Source organism: Bacteroides sp. M10 (assembly GCF_014334015.1).
In the GTDB taxonomy this organism is placed as follows: Bacteria; Bacteroidota; Bacteroidia; order Bacteroidales; family Bacteroidaceae; genus Bacteroides; species Bacteroides intestinigallinarum.
The window spans coordinates 4,138,434-4,159,750 of record NZ_CP060488.1 but is presented as its reverse complement, the minus strand read 5'-3'; the positions used below and the strand labels follow the sequence as shown (position 1 = coordinate 4,159,750).

Genomic DNA, 21,317 nt, shown 5'->3' with positions numbered 1-21,317 from the left:
CAATGTTATTCTGTAAACGCGTATTGATATTCAACTGAAGTTTCTCCATTCTCGTCTTTCAATTCATCTTTAGAATTATTAGTTTCAGCTTTTAGCACCAAATACTGTGGCAATTTACCACTTGTTGCTGTTTTAAATGCATCAAGAGCAGTCATAATAGAATAAGCTCTATAAGCATATGTGAAGTTGGAACGAGTTACACTTTCCTCTCCATCCTCAACGCGGTGACTAATATATAAATTCAACTTAGTAGCATTACTTTCTATTTCGTCAGGCTTATAGTAAAGACAAAATGAATGTTTCTTTAATTCTGATTCTTCAACACTAGAGTTTGTAACCTTCACCCAATATGGCATTGTCAAAACAATCGTATTTTTATCATAATAAACCAAACTTGACTGTTGTTTATCCAATGTATAAAGAGGTTTATTAGGCTCCGTCTTTGTTGGCCTCAAACTTTCACCATCTTTAGGATCAATACAAAGTGGAGTAGATAACAGCGTTACTGGTATACTATTACTATTCGCTGATACCTGTGATTGGTCATATTGGCATGAAATTATATACATAGTCCCATCCAATAAACCTAATTCTGTAGTTGGAACCAACTTCGTAGTTGCATCTCCCATCAGAAATGATCCAAAATTATACTTAACAGGAACAGTCATCGTTACATTGTGGTTATCGTCTCCATTCATACATGAAGTAACCGACATCCCCATAACCACAGCCATCAAAGCCACCAAGAAAAATTTCATCTGTTTCATAAACATATTTTTTAGATTTTGCAAAGATATAAATTCTAATTCATAATTAATAAATGCAAGGACTTAAAAAATACTGCATCCATTACTTTATTATTTTTGCAAAAAGCTCTAAGTGATCGTCTACATAACTCGCAATCAATGCTGTAACTTGTTCTTCCATTTCCAAATAAGTCTCTTCCAGCTCATCGAAAGCTTCATATTGCTCATACATAGCCATAAATTCATCATCCGTCCGTTCCTTTTCCAAGTCTTTCCGATTGGCATCAAAGATTTTCTTAGCCTTATAAACTAATTTAGAGAATTCTTCTGCCCCCCATAAACGCATCACTTTCGCAAACGGATTATCAAAGATATATCCACCATAACCGTTCTGAATTAATTGGCAAAATCCACCAACCATTATTTCATCACGAAAAATCTGATATGCCAGCAAAGAATGTTGCTCACCAGTGAGCAAAGGCATTGTATCAGCAGTCAATTCACCACCAATCACTTCCTTATATTTATCAGTAAATACTTGGATAAATTCATCCATTCCTTCACCCGCAGCCTTCTGTAAAGCTGGCTCTAAAACTTCTATCATATCTTCATTCAATAATTTACGCAACAAAGCTACGAATTTTATTCTACTTCCCAACTAATTGCGAAATAAATAAAAACAGCTTTGTAATCAACTACACTCTTCATGTTCAAAATTGCACTTTCCTCTATCACCTATCACCGACATCATTCAAACCATTTATTCATCGTACTTTCAAGCGGTGATAGGTTAAAAAGCAACCTATCACCCGATCTATCACCTATCACCATGTCTCTGCCCTGATTTTGATTGACATTTTTTTCTTAGTCCTATATAGAACAGTACCCAACCATCCGTTATCTTTATGTTACACAGCCAGCAAAGTTATGTTTTACCTATACTAAAGTTCGATCATACTACCGACATTGTTAGCTTCCCACGCCCGTGGGAAGAATTCGTCACAGCCGTGAAGAGTTCCTACCACAGCCGTGGGAAGATCTCACCACGGCCGTGACGAATTAAAGATACCGATAGGCTAGTAAGCATTCGGGCTCGTGCGTGTTTCTTTCCCTTCTTTTCTTTCCTACCTTTGTGCCTTCATAATCATCTTAATCCATTATGTGTTCAGTATTAGTATTTTCTAGTGAAAGTGAAAAGCTGCGTAGTCTCTTATCCGAGTCTAACCATTTTGATTCTGTTCTTTTCATATTTGATGGTGGTCGTCGTTATAAAGTTTCGGCTTCCAGTCTTGGCATCCATTCTCCTCAGGATCTACTTCTCCCCTTAGGTCTTGGTCTTTTCCGTAACAGTCCTTTCTGGTCTTATTACCTTTATCCCAATGGTTGTAATTTCCATAAAGGTATTGACGGTCTTTGTGGCGAGGTCATCCGGCACACGGGTTCTTGCGTGTCAGAGCAGAGTTGTCATATTTTTCTTGACCGTTCCCGTAGCAGATTGCATATCCTCTATCGGTGCGAGGACGAATACCGACTGGAATGCCGTCGTCTGAACCACAGTTCTTTCTTCTTGAAAAAGGACGAACGGAAAAGAGATTTTCTTCAAATTTCCTGGAATCGCCTGAATGAGCTGCTTACTGTTAAAAAGTATCGGAAAACAGTTGAAAAGTAATCTCCCATCCTACAAGCCGTACAGGTTTATTTTGATAACTTTGCCACATAATAAAAAAGTGGATATGCAGTGAAAGAACCAGTCATTACCTTTACTTTGGAAGAGTACGAAGAGTTGCGCAAGGAACGTGAACGTCTTGAAAAGGAACATGCGGAACTTCAGAGAAAATACGCAGCCTCTTTGCAGGAGTATTCCCGCCAAGTTGAGGAAATCTCAGCCTGTACAGCCGTCATTGCTGACCTGAGATGGAAATTGGCTGATTTGACACGCCGTTTATGGGGTAAATCCAGTGAAAAACGTCATCTTCCCGAAGATGCCAACCAATTGAGCATCTGTTTTGAATCTCCGTCCGATGTCAATGACCCGGTAGCGGAGGAGCAGAAAACGGCTGAGAAATCTGCCCGGTCGGAGAATGGTTACAATCGTTTCCGTAAGAGCTTCACCCAAAAGATTACTCCCCACGCCCGTAAGCCCATCGATCCGTCCCTTCCCCGTGAAGAAATCATCATTCCCATGCCGGAAGGTCTTTCTCTGGAGGGAGCGACGAAGCTGGGGGAGGAAGTGAGCGAACAATATGCCGTCAGCCCTGCCCGATTCTATGTGAGACGCATCATCCGTCCTAAATACCGGCTTGCCGACGGTCGTATCATAACTGCTCCCATGCCCGTAATGGCACACCCTCACAGCAATGCCTCGGAGAGTGTACTGTCCCACATTGCCACCGCCAAATATTACGATCACCTGCCTCTGCACAGACAGCTGGACATTTTTGAGCGTGAAGGCATCCATCTGAGTCCTTCCACCGTAAGTAACTGGATGATGGCTGCCGCACAGCGTTTGGAGCCGATCTACAATGAGCTTCGTGAACTGGTTAAGGACAGTTATTACGTCATGGCCGATGAGACGCCCCACCCCGTACTTGAAAGCGACCGACCCGGTGCTCTTCATCGCGGGTATATGTGGAACTTCTATCTGCCCCGGTTTCATACCCCCTTCTTTGAATATCACAAGGGGCGTGGCAGCAGCGGAATAGACACACTGCTGGCAGGACAGGTCCGCGTGGTACAGAGTGACGGCTTTGCAGTATATGACGAGTTCGACACGCTACCCGGAAAGTTGCACTTGTGCTGTTGGGCACACGTCAGGCGCAAGTTTGTGGAAGCGGAAGGAAATGACCCTCCCAGAGCAAGGTATGCACTTGAACAAATAGGCAGACTGTATGCTGTGGAGGAGGAAATCAGGATAGAACATCTGGAAGGCGAGGCTGTAGTAAAGCTTCGCCGGGAAAAATCGTACCCTATTATCAAAGGACTGGAAAAATGGTGCAAAGAGGAATATGAACATACGGTCGATAAATCGCCTGTTGCCAAGGCCATATTCTATATGTACACACGCTTTGAACAACTGTCCGGATATGTCAATGATGCACAGTTCTGCATTGATAATAATCCGGTGGAGCGTTCTATTAGACCGTTGACTGTAAACAGAAAAAATACACTCTTCTCCGGATCGCATGAGGCAGCACACGCAGCGGCAATATTCTTTTCACTGATGGGATGTTGCAGGGAAAATAAGGTGAACCCAAAACTATGGATGCAGGACGTGGTGATTAGAGTACAGGATAAAGAAAGAGAAGAGAAAAACGACTACTCCGATTTACTGCCATTTAATTGGAAAGGATAAACAAGAAAGGTTTATAAAGTCAAAAGCCAGACGTACTCCGTCTGGCTTTTGACTTTATAAGAGTTTGGAGAGAATACGCACGAGACCGAATGCTTACATAGGCTAATCTATGTTTATCTACTCTTTATCCTAATCATCCCTACTTCTCTTTCTATCTTTCCTCACTTCATACGACTACCTCAATATAGACTTATTTAAACGTGTAATCGCATCCCCAAATAAACACCTATTAAATAAGGTATAAGCCAAATGAACCAAACTACAATACTGAAACGATTAAAATGCCTTTTTTCTATAGGCGTTCCCTTCACATAAGTCCATATCGCCCATAAAGCATGTACAAACATCAGAAGAATAGCAATAGTTCCCGTCAGCGTATGAATTTCGTCATGTAGATGAGTCAGTTCAGCAATGTGCTCCATCAGACTTGTGCCAACCGTATCGGCAAGCAAACCGAGAAGGAAGAAAATAATATGCCAAAACTTCAATTTCTTTTGAAGACGTTCGCCCCAAACACCTATCGTATAAAAAATAAGCGCAGATGAAATAACGCAAATTGCCGCTATTAAATAATGTATGTCTACTTGATTCAGTTCCATAAATTTTCGTTTTCTAATAACAACAAAGCAAAGAATAGATAGTTCTCCCAGCTTCAATCTTTCACAAATGCAATCCCGACTTTACAAACGAAGAAAAAACGCAAACAGATTTGTCTCTTTTCACAAAAAAGTAATAAAAGGCGATTTGCAGAAACAAATAAATCGACTACCTTTGTGGGCGATTTAGAGAATCGTGACTACGTATTTTTAATTATATCACTTAAAAAAAGAGCTAATTATGACTTATTCACACGAAGTGGAACACATGTGTGTTGTAAAGAAGGGTCCTAACCATGGACCGGCTCCCATACCCGAAGAAGGCAAATGGGTAAGATCTAAAGAAATCGTTGATATTTCTGGTTTGACACACGGTATCGGTTGGTGCGCTCCTCAACAAGGTGCTTGTAAACTGACACTGAACGTTAAAGAAGGTATCATCCAGGAAGCCTTGATCGAGACAATCGGTTGCTCTGGTATGACTCACTCAGCTGCTATGGCTTCTGAAATCCTTCCGGGTAAAACAGTTCTTGAAGCATTAAACACTGACCTTGTTTGCGACGCTATCAATACTGCAATGCGCGAACTTTTCTTGCAAATCGTATACGGACGTACTCAATCAGCTTTCTCTGAAGGTGGTTTGATTATCGGTGCAGGTTTGGAAGACTTGGGTAAAGGTCTGCGTAGCCAGGTAGGTACTCTTTATGGTACTTTGGCTAAAGGTCCTCGTTACCTTGAAATGGCAGAAGGTTATATCAAACAAATCTTCTTGGACAAGAACGACGAAATCTGCGGATACGAATTCGTACACATGGGTAAGTTCATGGACGAAATCAAGAAAGGTACTGATGCTAACGAAGCTTTGAAGAAAGTTACAGGTACTTATGGACGCGTAACAGCAGAACAGGGAGCAGTTAAATCTATTGATCCACGTCACGAATAATATAAGGAGGAAAGAAACTATGATTAGAGAAGTAAAATTCGAAAGCCAAGACCGTCGTATCAAAGGTATCATTGAAGCCTTGAACGCTAACGGCATCAAAGACATCGAAGAAGCTAACGCTATCTGCGAAGCTGCCGGACTTGATCCTTATAAAACGTGTGAAGAAACTCAGCCTATCTGCTTTGAAAATGCAAAATGGGCTTATGTAGTAGGTACTGCTATCGCTCTTAAGAAGAACTGCACAAACGCTGCTGAAGCTGCTGAAGCTATCGGTATCGGTTTGCAAGCATTCTGTATCCCGGGTTCTGTAGCTGACGACCGTAAGGTTGGTATCGGTCATGGTAACCTGGCTGCTATGTTGCTGCGCGAAGAAACTAAATGTTTCGCTTTCCTGGCAGGTCACGAATCTTTCGCTGCTGCTGAAGGTGCTATCAAAATCGCTGCAAAAGCAGACAAAGTACGTAAAGAACCGTTGCGTTGCATCCTGAACGGTCTTGGAAAAGATGCTGCTCAGATCATCTCTCGTATCAACGGCTTTACTTATGTTCAGACTCAATTCGATTACTTCACAGGTGAACTGAAAGTTGTTCGCGAAATCGCTTACTCTGACGGTCCTCGTGCAAAAGTAAAATGTTATGGTGCTGACGACGTTCGCGAAGGTGTAGCTATCATGTGGAAAGAAGGTGTAGACGTATCTATCACAGGTAACTCTACTAACCCGACTCGTTTCCAACACCCAGTTGCCGGTACTTACAAGAAAGAACGTGTTCTTGCTGGCAAACCTTATTTTTCAGTTGCTTCTGGTGGTGGTACAGGTCGTACTCTTCATCCGGATAACATGGCTGCCGGTCCTGCTTCTTATGGTATGACTGACACTATGGGTCGTATGCACTCTGACGCTCAGTTCGCTGGTTCTTCATCAGTTCCTGCTCACGTAGAAATGATGGGATTCCTGGGAATTGGTAACAACCCGATGGTAGGTTGTACAGTAGCTTGTGCGGTTGACGTAGCTCAGGCTTTAGCTAAGTAACTTAGATAATTACTATATATTAAATCCCTGTAACTGATAAGGTTATGGGGATTTCTTTTTTTGTATACCTCTACACATGTATTCGTGACTTTCAGCATATATGAAAAATTATGAGTATATTCGCATATATGATATTTTAAAAAGAAATGATGATAAATATAATAAATGCCCTGAAAGCTAAATCAAACATGAGTGACAATTCCATAAACGAGTTGTTTACTCACAGCACATTATTGAAATTACCTAAAAAACACATATTAACCTCCTCCTTTCAAAAAGACAGAAATTTCTATTTCATGGAAAAAGGCATAGCACGCTCTTATTGCGTAATAAATGGCAAGGAAGCTACTTCGTGGTTCAGTATGGAAGGAGATATCGTTTTTTCTACGAATAATTTTTATGGTAACATAAAAGGATATGAATATGAAATCGTGCAATTATTGGAAAATTCTATTTTATATGCTATCCCGATTAAAGAATTAGAAGCACTCTATTTTAATAATATAGAGATAGCCAACTGGTCAAGAATTTTACATCAAGATGCGTTTATTGTGAATGAGAAACGCTTAATATCAAGGTTATATCAAACAGCAGAAGAAAGATATACAGAACTATTAGAAACACGTCCTGAACTTTTTCAACGTGTTAACCTTGGCTACATTGCTTCATACTTAGGAATTTCTCAAGTAACCTTATCCCATCTAAGAAATCGAATCAAATAGTATATTGGGGATGATTTCAACATATTATATGAATGTTTTTTTTAAAGTACTTTAAAAAAAAAGATATACCATAGTCGTAAATTTGCACTTTTAAATTAAGTGCAAAATGAATACTCAATCAAACTCTATCACACCAAGCCGTATCGTATGGGCGGATTTACTAAGACTTGTCGCTATTATCATGGTGATTTGCATCCATTGTTCGGACCCTTTTAATGTATCTCCGGAAGCTCGTTCAAATCCTGATTATAATCTATGGGGCAGTATATATGGAGCTTTTCTACGTCCATGCGTTCCACTTTTTGTAATGTTGACAGGCATGCTGTTGTTGCCTATACAACAAGATATGGAACAATTCTACAAAAAAAGGATGTTGCGAGTTATAGTTCCTTTTCTTATTTGGTCTTTATTGTATAACTTATTCCCCTTACTAACAGGAATCATGGGTTGGGATAACTCCATTCTTTCAAGAATGTTTGCTTATGCAGGAGAAAATCCTTCGCAATCATGGGAAAGTTGTCTATATAACATATACATGATACCATTTAATTTCAATGTATATACCATCCCATTATGGTATATCTATATGTTAATAGGTTTATACTTATACATGCCTTTCTTTTCCGCATGGGTTAAACAAGCAACAGATAAGCAAATAAAAATATTCCTTTTTATTTGGGGAATCACTCTTTTCCTACCTTATTGCAGTGAATACATATCTAGCTATATATGGGGAACTTGTGCGTGGAACAATTTTGGCACTTTATATTATTTTGCAGGTTTTAATGGCTATCTATTATTAGGCTATTACTTATACATGAAAAATACGCTCACAACCGGCAAGACAATAATGCTATCTGTTATTTTATTTGTCATTGGTTATGCCATAACTTATGTCGGCTTCAGAAACATGACATCTCAACCCCATATTTCAGAAGAGCAAATGGAGCTGTTTTTCCTTTACTGTTCTCCTAATGTTTTGTTGATGACAATGGCCATTTTCCTAATAGTACAAAAGATACAAATTCGTTCCCCCTATATCATATCTATTTTATCAAATATAACAAAATGTGGGTTAGGCATTTATATGATACACTATTTCATTGTAGGAATTGGCTACTTAATCATAGAAAAAATCAATATCCCAATAGCTCTCCAGATTCCTATCACTGGCATTCTTGTATTTATTTTATCTTGGGGAATTGTAGCCTTAATTTACAAATTTATGCCGAGATATGCTAAATGGATAATGGGATAAGGGAATAGATGAAGATTTATCCAAGAACCATTATATAGCTTCATTTGTTTATATGACAGATACCAAAAACATTATACAACAATGCTACTTACATTCTTAAATACGCTCGCTACTATCATCAGTGTTATCAGTTTGCTGATTGTAACTTATGGAGTACTCGTTGGCTTCGTAGCCTTCCTGCGCAATGAAATCAAACGGTTCAACGGTACTTATACCGTCAATAATATCCGGCAACTTAGAGCAGACTTCGGTAGCTACCTTTTACTGGGATTGGAATTTTTAATCGCTTCCGACATACTGAAAACTGTAGTTGACCCTACTTTAGATGAACTAGCGATCTTGGGTGGAGTAGTTGTGGTAAGAACTGTTCTTTCCGTATTTTTGAATAAAGAGATTAAAGAATTGGCTGAAGACGATTCTTCCAAGAAGATATAAGACAGGGCAACATAGCAAGTTCCTTCAGAGTCACGTGTTTTTTATTATCAAATATATCTATTTTTAGCTACCTTTGCAAAGGGAAATACTTATGTATATACTTCAAAAATAGAAACACGTCAGAAATATGGGAATTACACATCTATCTATTGAGCTTACACTTGATCTGATTGCGTTAATTATAGGAATCATCCTTATTATACGTGCTAAAGACAATTATCCGAAATTATATTGGGGAATTATAGCTACCGGCATCGGTATTATGTTTTCATGGGAAAATATCGGATGGCTGACAATTGTCACAGACACTCCGAAATACAACTTCACAGAATTGCTCAACATAGAGAAAATGCTCAAATGGTATGCTTTAGCAAATATTGTAGCCCTGTTCCCTATCGCTTCTTTATCGCCGGGCTATCTGAACCATTTCAGAATATTTACTTTTCTGTTATTACCTATCATTACGATAACTGTAGGAATCAGTTATTTAGGCTTCAATGGAAATATTACTCCCATCCACTCCATAGATGAAATTATTCCGAATATCCATCAAACAGATGTCAAGCTCAGGGTTTCCATATTCCTGTTATCCGTTTTTACCCCACTCATTCTTCTTATTTATCCTATGATGAATAACAAGACCTACCGCAGGATAAATAATAACATGTATCTATTCATCGGTTTTCTATTCGTATTTTTAGGGATATACATCTTGTTCACTCTAAATATCAATGAATTTGTTTTCAACCTGTTCGGCATTATGGCAATCGTTTTTACGGTCTTATTCTCCATACAATATTTACGTTATGAGAATCCGTTTTCGAACCATATAAACATGATTCATAATGGAAAGAATACGGAAAGCACTATAATGCTACAAGCTGGAAAGCCATCTCCTACTCCCCCGCTCTTCTCAACGATTGAAGCCTATCTTCAGGAACAGCATCCCTATACCGATCAACGGTATAACATAGAACTTTTAGCCAAGTCTCTGAATAAACAGGAACATGATATTTCTGCAGCAATCAAAAGTCAGGGCTTTACAGGTTTCCGGGAATACATTAATTATCTTCGACTGGAATATTTCAGACAACTAGCCGCCGAAAATCCAAAGAGTAATGTAAAAGAACTGATGTTTGCATGCGGTTTCACCTCCCGGGCAACTTTCTATCGTAACTTTTCAGAAAAGTATGGTGTATCACCTAGTAAATTCATTGATAATCAAAGAGTAGAACAATAATTTTCTTTTTTAAAAGCACAATTCTTAATAGTAAAAAGTGTCTCATTTCAGGAATGAGACACTTTTTATTTTTATAGCTAAAAGCAATCCGTTACTTTTGATGCAAAATAAAACTACGACGTTGGCATCATCAACAGATTAATCGAATACTAAGATAAATAGAATATGAATATTGACAATTGCAATCACACCGACACAGAAAAACATCAAGAAGAAAAGATCTTTTTATATACTACCATTACTGGAAACTTGCAACTAATCCATTTAGAACAGATTGGCTATTTCCGGTATAACTCCAAGAGTAAGCTATGGGAAGCTGTATTAAATAACAATCATACCCTGACACTCAAAAGAAATACAAACTCACAAAAGATATTGAGTCTGCATCCCTATCTTATCCAGATTAGCCAGTCACACATTATCAATATAAGCTATCTGGTTTCGATTGAAGACAACAATTGCATATTGCTTCCTCCATTTAATGAGATGGAACTTTTACAAGTAAGCAAGTCTTTTATGAAAAAGCTAAAAGAAAAATATCCATGTATCTGATTGTATATAGCTCATCTTTATGCTCTATGCAACACCAAGCAGTTCCACTTCGAAGATCAATGTCGAGTAGGCAGGAATAGAATCAAAAGATTTGATACCGTATCCCATTGCATAAGGAATATAAATAATCCATTTATCACCAACATGCATTTTCTGAAGTGCCACCTGCCACCCTTCTATTACATCACTAAGACGTAGGGCATCGGGACAAGTACGCTCATAAGAATTATCAAACACCTGGCCATCAATCAGACTTCCTTTGTAATGCACGGTAACAATGCTCCGTGCACCCGGAGAAATCGTACTTTCGCCAGTTTCCAAAACTTTGTAATAGATTCCACACGGCAACGCGAAAACACCTTCCTGAAAAGATAGTTTTTTCAGAAATCGCCGATTGGCCTCTTTGTATTCTTTCTTTTTCCCCATAAATAAATTGATTAAGAACTTGCAAAAATAATCAGAATAACAAAGGATTTAGCATAAAAACTGTATATTTGTTTGTTGAACTATAAAAAACTTCTCACTATGGGACAAACAAAGACTACACGTAGCATCAGTGCTACCGGACTATTCTTACTTATCATGATGACTGTGGGCCTATATTCATGCACACGCACTCAAAAAGACATCATTCCTTCTGCCGATTATGCACCGTATGTAAATGCGTATACGGGAGGAGTCATCTCGCAAAATTCGACCATACGTATAGAACTGACCCACGACCAACCCATGGTGGATATGAACAATGAGTTAAAAAGCAATCCGTTCAGTTTCTCACCTTCATTAAAGGGAAAAGCATATTGGGTTAGCAACAATACCATTGAATTTGTGCCCGAAGAAGGAACGCTGAAACCGGGAACACTTTACGAAGGAACTTTCCGGCTCGGAGACTTCATCGAAGTGGACAAAAAGCTGAAAGAGTTCAACTTCTCATTCCGTGTACAGGAACGTAACTTCACCCTGCAACTGGAATCATTACCGATTACAGCTACCCAACCGAATGAAATAAATATTAAAGGAGAGATACGTTTCAGCGACGTAGTGAAAAAGGAAGAGGTAGAAAAGATGCTGACTGCCAGTGACGGAAAAAAGAGTTATCCGGTGGAAGTCACCGCAACCGACAATCATACCCGGTATTTGTTTAGTATCAGACAAATCCCCAGAGAAGCTGATGATTACCCCTTGACTATCACAGCCAACGGCAACGCAGCCGGCATCGACCGTAAACAAAGCGAAGAAATACTGATACCGGCGAAAGATTGTTTCCGTTTCATGTCTGCCGAACGCATCGACCAACCGGAAAATGGAATCGAGATTGTTTTCTCCGCTCCCCTATCCACTACTCAAGATTTAAAAGGACTGATTGAGATCCCGGAAATCTCCTCATCGATCTTCCAAATCAGTGAGAACAGAGTTTTTATCTATTTCGAAGCAAACACACAGAACAAACTGACGTTGAATATCCATGAAGGAGTCAAAGACAGTCAAGGTAAAGCGTTGGGAACTTCTCATACGATCTCATTCAGTGAAGTAAGTCTGAAACCACAAGTGGAAATGTCTACTACCGCCGCTATCCTGCCCGATTCGAAAAGTCTGATTATTCCTTTCAGGGCTGTCAACCTGTATGCTGTGGATTTGAGCGTGATCCGCATTTTCGAGAACAATGTATTGATGTTTATGCAAACCAATTCACTGGCCTCAGCCAATGAGCTACGCCGTTCGGGAAGACTGGTTTATAAGAAAACGTTATGGCTTGCCAAAGATGCTTCCAAAGACATTCATCATTGGGGAGATTACTCGATAGACCTTGCCGGATTAATCCATCAGGAACCGGGTGCCATCTATCGTGTGATACTTTCATTCCGTCAGGAATACTCCGCTTATCCTTGTGGAGGGGTCGAGAATCAGGATATGAAATTCGCAGACAGCAGCACCTCCGACGGGCTGACCAAAGTAAGTGGAAGTGTCTTGTCCGAAGAAGATGAAGCAATCTGGAATACCCCCGAAGCTTACTATTATTACAATGGCGGAACAATGGACTGGAGTGTGTACCGATGGACGGAACGCGACAATCCCTGCCATCCGTCTTATTATATGAATTCAGACCGGGTAGCTGCCTGCAATGTTTTCGCTTCCAACCTGGGAATGATTGTTAAACGGAACTCACTGAATAAACTGTGGATCGCCGTTAGTAACATTTTGGATACAAAGCCGATAGGGAAAGCACAGGTAACAGCGTATAACTTCCAGTTACAACCCATAGGGAAAGGAGAAACCAATGGAGAAGGATTCGTTGAAATCACTCCGAACGGTGTGCCTTTCATTATCGTGGCAGAATCGGAAAAACAAAAGGCGTATGTGCGCGTTGTGGACGGTGAAGAACAGTCCGTCAGCAGATTCGACGTGGGAGGAAAAGATATTCAAAAGGGACTGAAAGGATTTATATATGGCGAAAGAGGGGTATGGCGCCCGGGAGACACGCTGCACATTTCCTTTATATTGGAAGACCGCGAAAAGAGAATCCCCGACAAGCACCCCGTAGCACTGGAGATTTACAATCCGAGAGGACAGTTCTACACGAAAATGATTTCAACACAAGGAATGAACGGATTCTATACATTCGACGTTCCGACACAGGCAACAGACCCGACCGGACTTTGGAATGCGTATATTAAGGTGGGAGGAACCACCTTCCACAAAGGTCTGCGTATCGAAACCATAAAGCCCAACCGCCTGAAAATAAATCTGGCATTGCCGAAGGTTCTTCAAGCCACGGACAAGGATTTCTATGCCCCACTCACTTCAACCTGGCTGACAGGAGCAACTGCCTCCAAACTGAAAGCCAAAGTAGAAATGTCTTTATCGAAAGTGAATACACAGTTTAAGAATTACGGACAATATATCTTTAACAATCCGGCTACGGATTTCACGACTATCAAAACAGATATATTTGACGGCACACTGGATGCAGAAGGAAAAGCAAACGTCATGCTGAAAGTTCCGACCGCAACGGAAGCGCCGGGTATGCTGAACGCCACTTTCACCACCCGCGTGTTCGAACCGGGAGGAGATGCCAGCATCTACACTCAAACAATTCCATTCTCACCATTCACCTCTTATGTCGGTATCAATCTGAACCAGCCAAAAGGCAAATATATTGAAACTGACAAAGATCATGTATTCGATATTGTAACTGTAAACACGCAGGGACAGTTAGTGAACAGTTCTAATCTGGAATACAAAATATACCGCATCGGCTGGAGTTGGTGGTGGGAAAACAGTGGTGAATCTTTCGGAACGTATATCAACAACAGTTCCATCACTCCTGTTGCCAGCGGCAATTTACAGACAAGAGGCGGAAAAGCATCTTTCAAATTCCGTATCGATTATCCGTCATGGGGACGCTACCTGGTTTACGTGAAAGATAAAGAGAGTGGACATGCCACCGGAGGTACAGTTTATGTTGACTGGCCGGAATGGCGGGGACGTTCGAGCAAGACTGATCCCAGCGGTATCAAGATGCTTGCTTTCTCACTGAACAAAGACTCTTATGAAATAGGAGAAACAGCCACAGCAATCATTCCTGCAGCAGCGGGAGGACGCGCACTGGTATCCATAGAAAACGGTTCTACCGTATTACGACAAGAATGGATAGAGGTTTCCAACGGAGGAGATACGAAATATACATTCAAGATTACACCGGAGATGACTCCGAATGTATATCTCCATATCAGTTTGTTACAGCCTCATGCGCAAACAGTCAATGACCTGCCCATCCGTATGTATGGCGTCGTTCCGGTATTCGTGACTAACAGTCAGACGGTATTACAACCGCAGATACAGATGCCGGAAGTGTTACGCCCGGAAACCAACTTCAATGTGACCGTCAGCGAAAAGACCGGAAAACCGATGACTTATACATTAGCTATTGTAGACGACGGTTTGCTGGATCTTACCAATTTCAAGACCCCGGACCCATGGAATGATTTCTATTCACGCGAAGCACTCGGCATCCGGACATGGGATATGTATGATAATGTATTGGGAGCTTCCGCCGGAAGTTACAGTTCACTTTTCAGTACGGGTGGAGACGCCACATTGAAACCTGCCGATGCAAAAGCAAACCGTTTCAAACCGGTAGTCAAGTTTATAGGTCCTTTCTATCTGGGAAAAGGTAAGAGCCAGACGCATACGCTGAAACTTCCGATGTATGTAGGTTCGGTACGTGCCATGGTGGTTGCCGGACAAGAGGGAGCGTACGGCAATGCGGAAAAAACGGCTTTCGTACGGACTCCGTTAATGATGTTGTCCACCTTGCCCCGTGTGCTTAGCATTCAGGAAGAAATCACCGTTCCGGTAAATATCTTTGCGATGGAAAATCAAGTGAAGAATGTAACCGTATCACTTCAGGCATCCGGTGGAGGAGTACAGATTGTAGGGGCCAACCAACAGTCGCTCAAATTTAGCCAACCGGGTGACCAGCTTGTGTTCTTTACCTTAAAAACAGGTAGTAAAACAGGAAAAGCTACCATCCATCTGACAGCCAATGGTGGCGGACAACAAACTAAAGAAACCATTGAAATAGAAGTACGCAACCCGAATCCGGTAGTAACCCTGCGCAACAGTCAATGGGTAGAAGCCGGACAAAGCAAAGAACTTTCATACAATCTAAGCAGTTCTTCTGCAAATAACCAGATAAAGCTGGAAGTATCACGCATACCTTCGGTTGACATCAGCCGCCGGTTCGACTTCTTATACAACTATCAGCACCATTGTACGGAACAGTTGACTTCCAAGGCTTTGCCTCTTCTGTTTGTCGGCCAATTCAAAACAATAGATAAGATAGAAGCCGAAAAGATAAAGACAAATGTACAGGAAGCTATCCGGCAGATTTATGGTCGTCAACTCCCCAATGGCGGATTTGTATATTGGCCGGGAAATGCTGTTGCCGACGAATGGATCAGTTCTTATGCAGGAATGTTCCTGACACTGGCACAAGAAAAAGGATACGCCGTTCATTCGAACGTATTGAACAAGTGGAAGCGTTTCCAACGTGCTGCCGCACAGAACTGGCGGATGCCGCAGGATGCAAGCGGCTGGCAACAATGGCAGTCGGAATTGCAACAGGCTTTCCGTTTATATACGCTTGCATTGGCAGGAGCACCGGAATATGGGGCCATGAACCGGATGAAAGAACAGGCAGGATTATCCATTCAGGCTAAATGGAGACTGGCAGCAACCTATGCACTGACCGGAAAGATGAAACCGGCTGAAGAACTGGTGTATAATGCAGAAACAACAGTAAGCCCCTACTCTTCCATGAATCAGATTTACGGTTCCTCCGACCGTGATGAAGCTATGATTCTGGAAACACTGATCCTGATGAACCGGGAACGGGATGCTTTGCAGCAGGCAAAAGTCGTTTCAAAGAATCTGTCACAAGAGGAGTGGTTCAGTACACAATCCACCGCTTTTGCTCTTATGGCAATGGGACGTCTGGCTGAAAAGCTGTCAGGTACATTGGATTTCGTATGGACATGGAACGACAAACAACAACCTGCCGTGAAATCGGCTAAAGCTGTGTTTGAAAAGGAAATCGCCACCACTCCCAAATCCGGTATGATTGCTGTGAAAAATCAAGGAAAAGGAGCGCTTAGCGTTGACCTTATCACACGCACACAGTTGTTGAACGATACATTACCGGCCATCAGCGACAATCTTCGTATGGATATAAGATATGCCAACCTGAACGGTACACCGATCTCTGTCAATGATATTATACAGGGAACTGACTTTATGGCTATCACCTCCATATCCAATATTAGCGGAACTTCCGATTACACCAATCTGGCACTGACGCATATCATACCGTCCGGTTGGGAAATATATAACGAAAGAATGGTTGCCCCCGAAACGGAAAGCGTAGCAGCCGATGGTTCCGGTAAGTCCGTCAGCAAATATAATTATCTGGATATACGCGATGACAGGGTATTTACTTATTTCAATTTGCGTCGTGGTGAAACGAAAGTGTTCACTGTCAGACTGCAAGCGACTTATGCAGGTAACTTTATTCTTCCTGCCGTTCAATGTGAAGCAATGTATGATGTAAACGTACAGGCACGCAGCAAAGCGGGAAGAACAACTGTCAGTCGATAAATTTCAGGCACGGATTACACGGATTACGCGGTTTTGGTTAACGAGTAGAACCGTGAAATCCGTGTAATCCGTGCCTAATTATTTCGTACCTAATCATTTATCAAAAAGATATGTCTCTTAGCTTTTAACATTTAAATGAATCCTATATATAAATTCTTCAAACGATTATCTGTTACTAAGAAAGTAATGACAATAAGCATTGCTCTTTTGATGATAGGATACATCTTTTGCCTTCCCCGGCAACTGTTTCATGTACCCTACTCTACCGTCGTGACTGATCGAAACGAAGAATTACTGGGAGCACGTATCGCTTCGGACGGTCAATGGCGGTTTCCTCCCCGAAAGACAACACCCGAGAAAATCAAACAATGCCTTATTACCTTTGAAGATAAACACTTTTACCACCATTGGGGAGTTAATCCGTTATCTACCGGAAGGGCACTCTATCAGAATTTAAAGAATAAACGTGTTGTAAGCGGAGGTAGTACCCTTACCATGCAGACCATCCGTCTCGCCCGAAACAAACCCAGAACTATCGGAGAGAAAGTCATTGAAATGATCTGGGCTACCCGTTTGGAGTTCCGGACTTCCAAAGAGGAAATCTTATCCATGTATGTCTCTCATGCACCATTCGGAGGAAATGTGGTAGGACTGGATGCTGCTGCCTGGCGTTACTTCGGTCATTCTGCCGAAGATTTATCATGGGCGGAATCAGCCATGCTGGCCGTCCTGCCCAATGCCCCCGCCATGATTCATCTATCCAAAGGACGAAAAACACTTCTTTCCAAACGCAACCGTCTATTGAAACAACTTTTTGAAGAAGAGATTATCGATGCGTCCACCTATGAACTGGCTATCAGCGAACCGTTACCCGACGAACCACATCCTCTTCCTCAAATAGCCCCACATCTGGTTACCCGCTTTTATCAGGAAAGAAACGGATTATATACCCGCTCAACCATCGATAAAGGAATACAAACCCATATAGAGAGTTTGGCGGAACGGTGGAGTAATGAATTTAATCGAAGTGATATCCGTAACCTGGCTATCCTAATTATAGACATTCCCGCCAATCAAGTGGTAGTATACTGCGGAAATGTACATTTCGACCGTAAACAAGGGGGGAATCAAGTAGACGTGATTCAAGCTCCTAGAAGTACAGGTAGTATTTTAAAACCCTTTCTCTATGGTGCCATGTTACAGGAGGGAAGTCTATTACCGCAAATGCTATTACCGGACGTACCCGTTAATATCAACGGCTTTACTCCACAAAACTTCAGCCTACAGTTTGAAGGAGCCGTCCCCGCTTCCGAAGCTCTTGCCCGCTCATTAAATATCCCGGCTGTCACCATGCTACAAAGATATGGAGTACCCAAATTTCATCACATGCTGCAACAAATGGGGTTCAAGACTATCAACCGATCAGCCTCCCATTATGGATTATCACTCATTTTAGGAGGTGCCGAAGCTACTCTATGGGATGTAACGAATGCTTATGCACAAATGGGACGAAGCCTCTCCAACAATCATTCCAACGATCTTCCCCAAGAAAAGGAAGTACAGATACTATTAGAAGCAGAAGAAAAGACTGTTTTGGAAAGAGATGATTCAAGAAAAGTTACTTCAGAAAAGACGATTTCGGAAAAGACAACTTCGGAAAGGATTATACCAAAAAGAACTATATCAGAAGAAGCTATTTCAAAAGAGGTTATTTCAGCAGGAGCAGCCTGGCTCACCCTTTCCGCCTTAATAGAAGTCAACCGACCTGAAGAGATTGACTGGAAATCAATCCCCTCGATGCAGACTATCGCATGGAAGACCGGAACCAGTTACGGATTCCGTGACGCTTGGGCCGTTGGCGTGACTCCCCGCTATGCAGTAGGCGTATGGGTAGGAAATGCAACCGGAGAGGGAAAACCTGGATTGGTCGGTGCACAAACGGCCGGTCCCGTATTATTCGATATATTCAATTATCTCCCATCTTCACCTTGGTTCGAACGTCCCAAAGGAATTTTCGTTGATGCAGAGATATGCCGTCAATCCGGTCATCTGAAAGGACGTTTCTGTGAAGAAACCGATACCGTACTGATCCTTCCCGTCGGATTACGGACAGAGGCTTGTCCTTACCATCATCTCGTCACACTATCCGCCGACGAAAGCCACCGCATCTATGAAAACTGTGCAAACACGGAACCTACCATTCAGAAATCATGGTTTGCCCTGCCTCCCGTATGGGAATGGTACTATAAACAGCATCATCCGGAATATAAACCGCTACCACCTTTCAAAGCCGGTTGCGGAGAAGATTCTTTCCAACCCATGCAGTTCATCTACCCTCCGATGAACGCCCACATCAAACTGCCCAAGCAATTGGACGGCAGCAAAGGCTTTATCACGGTGGAACTGGCACACAGCAATCCCAATGCCACTATCTTCTGGCATCTCGACGACACCTATCAGACACAGACACAGGATTTCCACAAAATTTCCCTGCAACCTGCTCCCGGCAAACATTCCCTGACGGCAGTAGACGGAGAAGGTAACACAGTTTCCACCACTTTCTTCATCGAATAAACATCTTATTTTATTATCTTTGCCGCATGAAACAGCCTTTAAAAGAAAACGGTGGACTACCGGCGTCTATCCTCTGGACACTTGCTATTGTGGCCGGTGTCTCGGTAGCCAACATCTATTATATTCAACCTCTATTAAATATGATACGCCATGAACTTGGCATATCAGAGTTCAGAACTAACCTGATTGCCATGGTCACGCAAATAGGCTATGCGGCAGGATTGCTGTTTATCACCCCTCTGGGAGATTTATATCAGCGTAAGAAAATCATCCTCGTCAACTTCACCGTTCTGATATTTTCCCTATTGACTATCGCCCTGACGCACAATTTTCATTTGATACTTATCGCTTCATTCCTCACGGGAGTTTGTTCGATGATTCCACAAATATTCATTCCGATAGCCGCCCAGTTTTCCCGTCCGGAAAATAAAGGCAGGAATGTAGGAATCGTCTTATCAGGATTACTGACCGGTATCCTGGCTTCACGCGTTGTCAGCGGATTTATCGGTGAACTGATTGGCTGGCGGGAAATGTATCACATCGCCGCAGGCATGATGCTTATCTGCGCCATTGTTGTACTAAAAGTCCTTCCCGACATTCAGACCAACTTTCAGGGAAAATATAGCGGCCTGATGAAATCCCTGTTAGCCTTAGTAAAAGAATATCCGCAACTACGCATTTATTCCATCCGGGCGGCATTAAACTTCGGCTCCCTCCTCGCCATGTGGTCCTGCCTGGCATTTAAGATGGGACAAGCCCCGTTCTTTGCCAACAGCGACGTCATTGGTATGCTGGGACTTTGCGGAGTGGCGGGAGCATTAACAGCCTCTTTTGTTGGAAGATATGTAAAACAAGTCGGGGTACGCCGCTTCAACTTTATCGGTTGCGGATTGATTCTCTTTGCCTGGTTACTGTTCCTCATCGGTGAAAACACTTTTATTGGTATCATTGCCGGAATCATCATCATTGACATAGGGATGCAATGCATCCAACTTAGTAACCAGACAAGTATCTTCGAACTGGACCCGCGCGCTTCGAACCGTATCAATACAGTTTTCATGACTACTTACTTTATTGGCGGTTCGATGGGAACATTTCTGGCGGGCAGCTTCTGGCAACTGTATGGTTGGCACGGAGTTATCGGTACCGGAGTCGTTTTAACCGGAATTTCTTTATTAATTACGACTTTCTACAAGAAGTGAGTCAACAAAACGGACGGTCAAACCGTTTATTACAATAAAAAAGCCAATGAAATACGGAGTTAACAGACAAATCTTACTTATCACAGCCGGCACGGTCTGGATTATAGCCGGTGCCAATATTCTGCGAATAGGAATTGTAACCTGGTTAAACACCTCCCAAGATTGGATGTTCAAAATAGGAGAAGCTACCGTCGTTTTCTTGTTATTCTTCGTTCTGGTGTTCAGAAGACTTTATTATAAACATACCCAGCGAATCGAACAAAAGAAAGAACACAGAAATTGCCCGTTCTCCTTTTTCGATGTGAAAAGTTGGATTACAATGATCTTCATGATTTCTCTGGGAATTACCATACGTAGCTTCCATCTTCTGCCCGAAACGTTCATTTCAGTTTTCTATACCGGATTATCCATTGCCCTCATCCTGACAGGGGTACTTTTCATCCGTTACTGGTGGATAAGGCGTAAGACTTTCGCTAATTGAGCCGGTCTTATACATATTCCAATCAAATAC

General features: G+C 41.8%; 17 protein-coding genes. 13 read left to right on the top strand and 4 right to left on the bottom strand.

Annotation, left to right across the window (positions count from 1 at the left end):
* Positions 1 to 5: 5 nt before the first annotated feature.
* Both H8796_RS14820 and H8796_RS14815 read right to left on the bottom strand, forming a co-directional pair.
* The gene (locus H8796_RS14820) at positions 6 to 767 is read right to left on the bottom strand and encodes a hypothetical protein (RefSeq protein ID WP_117937544.1); all 762 of its coding nucleotides are present in this window, start codon (positions 765 to 767) and stop codon (positions 6 to 8) included.
* Positions 768 to 849: 82 nt separating this feature from the next.
* The gene (locus tag H8796_RS14815) at positions 850 to 1,350 is read right to left on the bottom strand and encodes a DMP19 family protein (RefSeq protein ID WP_117937546.1); all 501 of its coding nucleotides are present in this window, start codon (positions 1,348 to 1,350) and stop codon (positions 850 to 852) included.
* A gap of 555 nt (positions 1,351 to 1,905) precedes the next feature.
* Here H8796_RS14815 and tnpB point away from each other — a divergent pair.
* Both tnpB and H8796_RS14805 read left to right on the top strand, forming a co-directional pair.
* Positions 1,906 to 2,415: an IS66 family insertion sequence element accessory protein TnpB gene (gene tnpB, locus H8796_RS14810; RefSeq protein WP_117932120.1), complete on the top strand. Its 510-nt coding sequence runs from the start codon at positions 1,906 to 1,908 to the stop codon at positions 2,413 to 2,415.
* A gap of 69 nt (positions 2,416 to 2,484) precedes the next feature.
* Positions 2,485 to 4,098: an IS66 family transposase gene (locus H8796_RS14805; protein ID WP_117932118.1), complete on the top strand. Its 1,614-nt coding sequence runs from the start codon at positions 2,485 to 2,487 to the stop codon at positions 4,096 to 4,098.
* A 194-nt stretch (positions 4,099 to 4,292) separates the two neighbouring features.
* Here the strand turns inward: H8796_RS14805 and H8796_RS14800 are convergent, their stop codons facing one another.
* Entirely contained in the window at positions 4,293 to 4,697 is a 405-nt protein-coding gene (locus H8796_RS14800) for an HsmA family protein (protein WP_117935045.1), read from the bottom strand.
* A gap of 238 nt (positions 4,698 to 4,935) precedes the next feature.
* On the opposite strand from H8796_RS14800, the gene H8796_RS14795 reads away from it, so the two are divergent.
* The 7 genes from H8796_RS14795 (at position 4,936) to H8796_RS14765 (ending at position 10,874) form a co-directional block, all read left to right on the top strand.
* Positions 4,936 to 5,637 (top strand): iron-sulfur cluster assembly scaffold protein, encoded by a 702-nt coding sequence (locus tag H8796_RS14795; RefSeq protein ID WP_074556386.1) that lies wholly within the window; start codon positions 4,936 to 4,938, stop codon positions 5,635 to 5,637.
* A gap of 19 nt (positions 5,638 to 5,656) precedes the next feature.
* On the top strand, positions 5,657 to 6,667 hold the full coding sequence (locus tag H8796_RS14790) for a GGGtGRT protein (protein ID WP_008760490.1): 1,011 nt from the start codon (positions 5,657 to 5,659) through the stop codon (positions 6,665 to 6,667).
* Between the two features lie 146 nt (positions 6,668 to 6,813).
* Positions 6,814 to 7,389, top strand: a complete 576-nt coding sequence (locus H8796_RS14785) for a Crp/Fnr family transcriptional regulator (protein ID WP_233530388.1) — start codon at positions 6,814 to 6,816, stop codon at positions 7,387 to 7,389.
* Between the two features lie 106 nt (positions 7,390 to 7,495).
* Positions 7,496 to 8,647 carry an acyltransferase gene (locus H8796_RS14780; RefSeq protein WP_117935047.1) on the top strand — a complete coding sequence of 384 codons (1,152 nt, stop codon included), beginning with the start codon at positions 7,496 to 7,498 and terminating at the stop codon, positions 8,645 to 8,647.
* 81 nt (positions 8,648 to 8,728) lie between these two features.
* A complete protein-coding gene (locus H8796_RS14775; RefSeq protein WP_117935049.1) occupies positions 8,729 to 9,082 on the top strand; it encodes a DUF1622 domain-containing protein in 354 nt (117 codons plus the stop codon).
* Between the two features lie 127 nt (positions 9,083 to 9,209).
* Positions 9,210 to 10,322 carry an AraC family transcriptional regulator gene (locus H8796_RS14770; protein ID WP_117935051.1) on the top strand — a complete coding sequence of 371 codons (1,113 nt, stop codon included), beginning with the start codon at positions 9,210 to 9,212 and terminating at the stop codon, positions 10,320 to 10,322.
* Between the two features lie 165 nt (positions 10,323 to 10,487).
* Positions 10,488 to 10,874 (top strand): LytTR family transcriptional regulator DNA-binding domain-containing protein, encoded by a 387-nt coding sequence (locus tag H8796_RS14765; RefSeq protein WP_117935053.1) that lies wholly within the window; start codon positions 10,488 to 10,490, stop codon positions 10,872 to 10,874.
* 24 nt (positions 10,875 to 10,898) lie between these two features.
* Here the strand turns inward: H8796_RS14765 and H8796_RS14760 are convergent, their stop codons facing one another.
* On the bottom strand, positions 10,899 to 11,300 hold the full coding sequence (locus tag H8796_RS14760; protein WP_004296948.1) for an FKBP-type peptidyl-prolyl cis-trans isomerase: 402 nt from the start codon (positions 11,298 to 11,300) through the stop codon (positions 10,899 to 10,901).
* A 99-nt stretch (positions 11,301 to 11,399) separates the two neighbouring features.
* Here H8796_RS14760 and H8796_RS14755 point away from each other — a divergent pair, with 99 nt between their 5' ends.
* The 4 genes from H8796_RS14755 to H8796_RS14740 all read left to right on the top strand — a co-directional run bounded on the left by H8796_RS14755 (position 11,400) and on the right by H8796_RS14740 (position 21,287).
* A complete protein-coding gene (locus H8796_RS14755; RefSeq protein WP_117935055.1) occupies positions 11,400 to 17,030 on the top strand; it encodes an alpha-2-macroglobulin in 5,631 nt (1,876 codons plus the stop codon).
* Positions 17,031 to 17,165: 135 nt separating this feature from the next.
* Positions 17,166 to 19,604 (top strand): penicillin-binding protein 1C, encoded by a 2,439-nt coding sequence (gene pbpC, locus H8796_RS14750; RefSeq protein ID WP_187343819.1) that lies wholly within the window; start codon positions 17,166 to 17,168, stop codon positions 19,602 to 19,604.
* A gap of 26 nt (positions 19,605 to 19,630) precedes the next feature.
* Entirely contained in the window at positions 19,631 to 20,806 is a 1,176-nt protein-coding gene (locus H8796_RS14745; protein ID WP_117935057.1) for an MFS transporter, read from the top strand.
* Between the two features lie 46 nt (positions 20,807 to 20,852).
* Positions 20,853 to 21,287 (top strand): hypothetical protein, encoded by a 435-nt coding sequence (locus H8796_RS14740; RefSeq protein WP_004296952.1) that lies wholly within the window; start codon positions 20,853 to 20,855, stop codon positions 21,285 to 21,287.
* Positions 21,288 to 21,317: the final 30 nt, after the last annotated feature.